This is a genomic window from Cupriavidus sp. 01L45, from assembly GCF_056399885.1.
This window is the reverse complement of sequence record NZ_JBFTSG010000122.1, coordinates 1-5,013: the sequence shown is the minus strand read 5'-3', so window position 1 is coordinate 5,013 and position 5,013 is coordinate 1. Positions and strand designations below refer to the sequence as shown.

Here is a 5,013-nt window from a genome sequence, read left to right as displayed (position 1 = left end):
CTTCTTACCGTGGCTTTCCGCTTCCGCAAAACTGATCTGTCGCTTCATCTCCGGACCTGACTCAAGGGCATGCTTATGACAACGCACTCATCCTATGTCGCGATGACTCGCGAACCGATTTATTCAGCATTTCCCAAAGTCGAAAATTCTCCAGCTAATCGATGCGTATCCGGTTTGCCCATCAGTCGAATTGTTGGCCTCCGGGAAGCCAGGAAACTGGTTGCGCGTATGCAGTTGCGACGCGGTAACCGTGGCAGAGGGCAGATAGGCAGCTCTAGCCTCCCCGACTGCGGCTGCCTGGATTTTGATCGCTGACCAAGCAGACTTGATTTGCGGGTTGTTGCATAGCGCTAGGTCAATGGCACCCCCAAGCGTGAGAGGATCGTCCGCGGAAGCGGTCGGCGGGCATATCGCGGATTGGGTGTCTCCAGGTAGGATCGCACCGCGATCAAGTACGGGTGGCCGTGCTGAAAGTGGATCCTTGAAAGCACTGTCGCGCGGCTCGGCCCACCCCGTCCTCACATGCAAACAGACCACCAGGAACAGTAGGCCCACTAGGAACGAATTGATGGAATGGGACTTCGCCTTAGCGCTCATGCATACTTTCCCTACCATGCTGAATTAGTGGTGAAAGCACATACTCGATCACCCGTCGTGTCCCTGTTTTGATATCCACTGTTGCGCTCATGCCGGGTGTCAACGAAACCGATTTTCCGTCGATGGCCACGGTGTTCCTGCCAAGTTCCACTTTGACGGAATAGATTAAGCCCTTCTTCTCGTCCTCGATGGAATCACGAGACACATGCTTCACAATAGCTGGTACCGTCCCGTATTTTGTGTACTCAAATGCGTCAATCTTGACTTGAACCTCCTGTCCTTCACGCACGAATCCGATATCCCTGTTTGCCACAAAGGCCTCAATCTCGATGACGTTCTGCTTTGGAAYGATCTGCATTAATGGCTGCGCTGACGGAACGACACCACCAATCGTGTGCACCGACAACTGCTGGACAGTACCGTCTACCGGTGCCACCAATTTTAGAAGCTCGCTGCGCACGCCTGCACGCCTGGCATCCTGTGATGCCACCCCTATAATTTTGGTGGCCTCGTTTAGACTGTCTTGCGCCACGCGGCGTGTCTCCGCAACCAGCGCGTCCTTTTGTCGGCGAGCGCCAACGAGCTGCCCCTCAAGATCGACACGCGCCTGCTCCTTTTCGAGATAGGAATGAACTGAGACATCGTGATTGGCAGCTAGGTCGGCAAAGTCCTTTGCCCGCTGTGCCGCTAACGGAAGCGATTGCGAGTAGCGCCGAATGTCTCCGTCGATTCTTGCAATCTTTGCGGTGTAGTCGCGCCACTGGTCGAGAAGATACAGCCTTGCTTCGTGCAAGTGGTCCTCTGGAATCTGCTCAACAGCAGGCATGTTCGGCGTCTTGTTCCGATCGATTGCTTCTAGCATAGCGCGGGCGCGCGCAGCCTGGAGACGGGCCAACTGCGCGTCGCCCATAGCCTTGTCGTGTTCACTGTCAATCTCACGCGTATCCAATTCGATCAGCGGATCGCCAGCGGCGACGCTCTGACCTTCTCTAACGTGAATAGCCCTGACACTGGCGGTCTCCACCGATGCAATTGACTTGGTGCGGCCGGTCGGAACAATCTTGCCTTGTGCATTTACGACTATGTCGATGTTGCCAAAGATTGACCATACCAGCAGCACGACAATCAACAGCATCAAAACGCGCGCGACCCAGCGACCTGTCGGCGAGACTGGCTGTGCCTGTAGGGAGAGTGCGGCAGGCAGAAACTCTGCTTCCTGTGCGACAAAGTTGGGCGTCACTAATGTGCGGCGATGACGCCACGCATGGCGGAAGGCTGATCCATAGCGCGCCCACAGAGCTCCCCATGCTTGAACCCGGGGGTGCAAACTCATGTTCCAAAGCCTAGTTGAAGGGCGTGGAGGTTGGCATAGATTCCGTTAGGATGCTTCAAAAGCTCGTCATGGCGCCCCATCTCCGCGATCTGGCCTCGGTCCATGACGATGATGCGATTGGCCTCCCGAACAGCTGATAGCCGGTGGGCTATGATGAGGACAGTACGGCCGCGGCAAATTCGCCGCATGTTTTCGTGGATTATTTTCTCGGACTCATAGTCCAATGCACTCGTCGCCTCGTCAAAGATCAGAATTCTTGGATTCCCGATCAAGGCCCTGGCGATAGCGACGCGCTGACGCTGTCCTCCGGACAATCCTGCGCCATGCTCGCCGACTATCGTGTCGTAGCCCTCGGGCAATTCGCAAATGAATTCATGCGCGCCCGCGAGTTTCGCTGCCTCAATCACAGCTTCGAGTGGTACGGCTGGATTTGACAAAGCAATATTCTCACGAATCGAGCGACTGAATAGTGTGTTCTCCTGCAGCACCACACCGATCTGATGGCGCAACGACGCGGCGTCGATAGTAGCGATATCATGCCCGTCGATAAGCACGCGTCCGCGCTCCGGCACGTAAAGGCGCTGCACGAGTTTCGCGAGGGTGCTTTTTCCAGAGCCGGAACGGCCGACGATGCCGACCACTTCTCCGGGGCCAATTGCAAGGGAAATGCTATGTATGACCACTGGTGTATCGGGCCTATAGCGGAATGAAACACTATCAAAGCTGATTGCGCCAGACAGCCGCGATAAACGCGATTTTTGTCCAGCCGATTCGGTATTGGCGTTAAGGATGTCTCCGAGCCTGCTCATCGAGATACCCACCTGCTGGAAGTCGTTCCAGAGTTGCGCTAGCCGAAGGATTGGTGACGACACCTGACCGGCCAGCATGTTGAAGGCAACCAGTTCACCAACGGTCATCTGCTGATCAATGACAAGACTGGCGCCCCACCACATTATTGCGGCAGTCACCAGCTTGCTAATCAAAGTGACTCCGCCACTTGCGATTGTCGCTGCATTCGAGACAGCAAGTCCCGCTGTGACATAAGCGGCAAGCTGTTGATCCCATTTCTGTGCCCAGCGTGGCTCGACCGCCATGGCCTTCACCGTATCGATGCCGCTGATGGTCTCGACCAAAAATGATTGATTTTCTGCGTTGCGGTTAAACTTGACGTTGAGTCTTCGGCGGATAATCGGTGTAAATATAATTGATTGCGTAATATACAGCGGAATGGAGGCCACAACGATCAGCGTCAGCCACGCGCTGTAGTACAACATGACAGCCAAGAAAACAAAGGAAAATACCACGTCCAACAGCACCGTCATCGCATTGCTGGTCAGGAAGCTGCGAATATTCTCAAGCTCGCGGACGCGGGCAACTGAGTCGCCCACTCGACGAACCTGAAAATAGCCCAGCGGCAGGGCCAGAAGATGTCGGAACAATCGGGCGCCAAGCTCGACGTCAATCTTACTGCTGGTATGGGCGAAAACCCATGTACGAATGCCGGTCAGCGCGACCTCGAAGAGAATCGCACATACAAGTCCAATCGCGATGACATTGAGCGTCTTCATCGCGTGATTGACAAGCACCTTGTCCATGACAACCTGGAAGAACATAGGTGTCACCAAAGCAATGATCTGTAGGGAAAAAGACACGAAGAGTACTTCACCAAACAGCTTCCGATACTTGATAACTGCTGGAACAAACCACGTGAAGTCGAACTTCGCCATCTCACCTGCGAAGCTTGCCTTGCTGGTGCACAGGATGATCTGCCCGGTCCAAACTTCGAGAAAATCGGCAAGCGTCAGCACACAAGGCGAGCTACCAGGTCGTTGGATGAGGACACGTTGGGAATTGGGTCCAGCATCGTACTTGGCCACGATGAAAAACCGGCCCTGTACGTCGATTCCAATTGCCGGAAGGGGTGTCCGATCGAGCCGCTCAATGGGTTGACGGACGAGCTTGGCTGAAAGACCAACTTTTCGAGCTGCCAAGATGGCAGTCTGTGCATCGAAATGTTGATGACCGTACTCGTGGCGAAGCTGTCCTTCATCTGCAGCGATGCCATGCAGGCCGGCCATAATTAACAAACACGCCAATGCCGTATCAATTCCTGCACGCTCGTCGCCATCTTGCGCTCTGATGACCGATTCGATCGTCGCCTGGGTCATCAAAGATCCTCAAGTAGTAAGAACAACGGATTGACTTTCGTGGCAGCAATCTAATGCTTGGCGTTGCCAGTCCTGTCCGCTATTCCCTCTCCGCAAGTCGAGTCAGTGTCCAAATGCGGTCGGGACCATGCATTTCCATCCTTGGAGCTCGTGCTCGCTGCGTCGTGGGGTTGTGGTGCGGGAATACTGAACTTGGACTTAGCTTCGAATGCATTCTTTCGAATGAGATCACGACCGGTACCTCTTGTTATTTTGATAGGTACGCCGAGGAGCTTCCCCTCCACGGCTCGTTAGAGCCTGCCAAGACGTAACTTAGGAAAGCCCGTGCAACGTGTCAAGCGACGTGTAGTAGGGTATCGAGTGATTGACACGAAGAAGTGCGGAAATGGCCCGACTGGAAGCTAGGAAAGATTTTGGCCACCCCGCATTAGGGGTAATGTGGCACACCAAGGGTTCGATCATCATTGCTATTCGTTTTTGGCAAGTACTCATTCGACTCGAGTACGACGGGCTGTCGAGTTTGGATTCCGAAAGCGAGGATGACCATGATTTTATAGCCCTGCAGGGTGGCATCGTTTTTTGGCACGTTAGGCCGCTCGTCGAGCAATGCCTAGGCCATCGCGAAGGCCGCGGTGGCTCGCTTCGAGTTGTCCGCCGATGTGCTCGCGTTCGATACGACGAACTTCGATACCCACATCGACACGCAGACGCCCGGCGAACTGGCTCGGCGAGGCCACGCCAAGAGCAAGAGACGCGACCTGCGTGTCGTAGGGCTTGGCGTCCTGGTCAGCGAGACCGGGCATGTGCCGCTGTTGTATCGGACGTATCCCGGCAACGGCTCGGACCAGACCGTGCTCGCGGCGTGCCTGGGTGGGTTGGCGCAGTTGCACGAGGCACTCGACACGAGGCACTCGA

General features: G+C 55.1%; 4 protein-coding genes. 1 reads left to right on the top strand and 3 read right to left on the bottom strand.

The window, feature by feature from the left end; translation table 11 throughout:
• Positions 1-123 precede the first annotated feature (123 nt).
• The 3 genes from AC1DT6_RS39995 to AC1DT6_RS39985 are packed head-to-tail and all read right to left on the bottom strand — an operon-like array spanning position 124 to position 4,098.
• Positions 124-597, bottom strand: coding sequence for a TolC family protein (locus AC1DT6_RS39995; RefSeq protein ID WP_477115577.1), 474 nt, complete (start codon positions 595-597; stop codon positions 124-126).
• Entirely contained in the window at positions 587-1,930 is a 1,344-nt protein-coding gene (locus tag AC1DT6_RS39990; RefSeq protein ID WP_477115576.1) for an HlyD family type I secretion periplasmic adaptor subunit, read from the bottom strand. The genes AC1DT6_RS39995 and AC1DT6_RS39990 overlap by 11 nt, the downstream gene beginning before the upstream one ends.
• Positions 1,927-4,098 carry a type I secretion system permease/ATPase gene (locus AC1DT6_RS39985; RefSeq protein ID WP_477115575.1) on the bottom strand — a complete coding sequence of 724 codons (2,172 nt, stop codon included), beginning with the start codon at positions 4,096-4,098 and terminating at the stop codon, positions 1,927-1,929. The genes AC1DT6_RS39990 and AC1DT6_RS39985 overlap by 4 nt, the downstream gene beginning before the upstream one ends.
• Positions 4,099-4,730: 632 nt before the next feature.
• Between AC1DT6_RS39985 and AC1DT6_RS39980 the strand changes: the two genes are divergently transcribed.
• Positions 4,731-5,013: hypothetical protein (locus AC1DT6_RS39980; protein ID WP_477115574.1), on the top strand; the 283-nt coding region annotated here is incomplete at its 3' end.